Source organism: Fictibacillus arsenicus (genome assembly GCF_001999465.1).
Taxonomy (GTDB): domain Bacteria; phylum Bacillota; class Bacilli; order Bacillales; family Fictibacillaceae; genus Fictibacillus; species Fictibacillus arsenicus.
The window spans coordinates 1-892 of sequence record NZ_MQMF01000051.1; the positions used below are offsets into that span (position 1 = coordinate 1).

Sequence of the window (892 nt, forward strand, 5' to 3'; positions counted from 1 at the left end):
GGCCGGATACCCCCGCGCGCTTTCCGCAGCAGCTCCGCGTGTTCGATGCGCTCGTGCGGTCCGTCGTCGTCGACCACGGCGGCAAGCTGTTCTACTACGCCGACGAGAAGCAGCGTGGGACGCCCAAGCAGATCGGCCTCGACGTCGAGAAATGCGAAGCCGACGCCATGCGAGAGACTCTGAACCGTCTGGCCCGCCATGCCCACCATCACGGACATAACCTCATGGTGATCATCGATCAAATCAATGAGAAGACGCGAGTCGAACGCGTTGCATCGATGTATGCCCACATCTTCAGCCGAGCCGGCGACTTTCCGGAGATGCGGTGCATCGTGGAACCGCCCATGCACGTGGACAGTTCGCTGAGCTCCAACGTGCAGTTCGCCGACTGGGTCGCCGCCGCCGTCACACGCGCTGTCGATCACCAGCTCAACGACTCGTCCAAGTACGCCTGGGTTACCGATCCGCAACGGCTCGCATCGACGAGGGGAAGCTTCACCTACGAGTCCAAACTTCACTTGTGGAACCGCGGGGTGCCCGATATCAACCACTCCGAACTCTTCCACCGCGAACGACGACTCGCCCCCACCGTGCAAGGACAGCTGCTGGGAACCGCGGTGGACCCGGCTGCGGCAGAGAAGATGGCGAAGATCTGGCGGGCGGGACGCTGAGACCTGGCGCCGCTGCTAGAGATCACCCCGGCCCTGCGTCAGGCGGAACACAGCCCCGCATATTCTGGTCCTCCGCGGGCTGCGGAGGACCAGAATATGCGGGCGGCGGGTGGACCACCTGGCGACACCGTTGCCGACGCGTTCATTCAATGCGCCGGGCATGGCCGGGCGTCACTGGGACAGGTTGTCGATCGCGTACTGCGCCTGGTCGGGCGTGAACT

The 892-nt window shown here is 64.1% G+C and carries 2 protein-coding genes; one reads left to right on the forward strand and one right to left on the reverse strand.

Features of this window, described 5'->3' with window-relative positions; genetic code table 11:
- The coding region (locus UN64_RS20080; protein ID WP_139343246.1) for a DUF3800 domain-containing protein at positions 1 to 671 on the forward strand (671 nt) is incomplete at its 5' end.
- 171 nt (positions 672 to 842) lie between these two features.
- On the opposite strand, the gene UN64_RS21740 is transcribed toward UN64_RS20080, so the two are convergent.
- Positions 843 to 892: Ltp family lipoprotein (locus UN64_RS21740; protein WP_139343247.1), on the reverse strand; the 50-nt coding region annotated here is incomplete at its 5' end.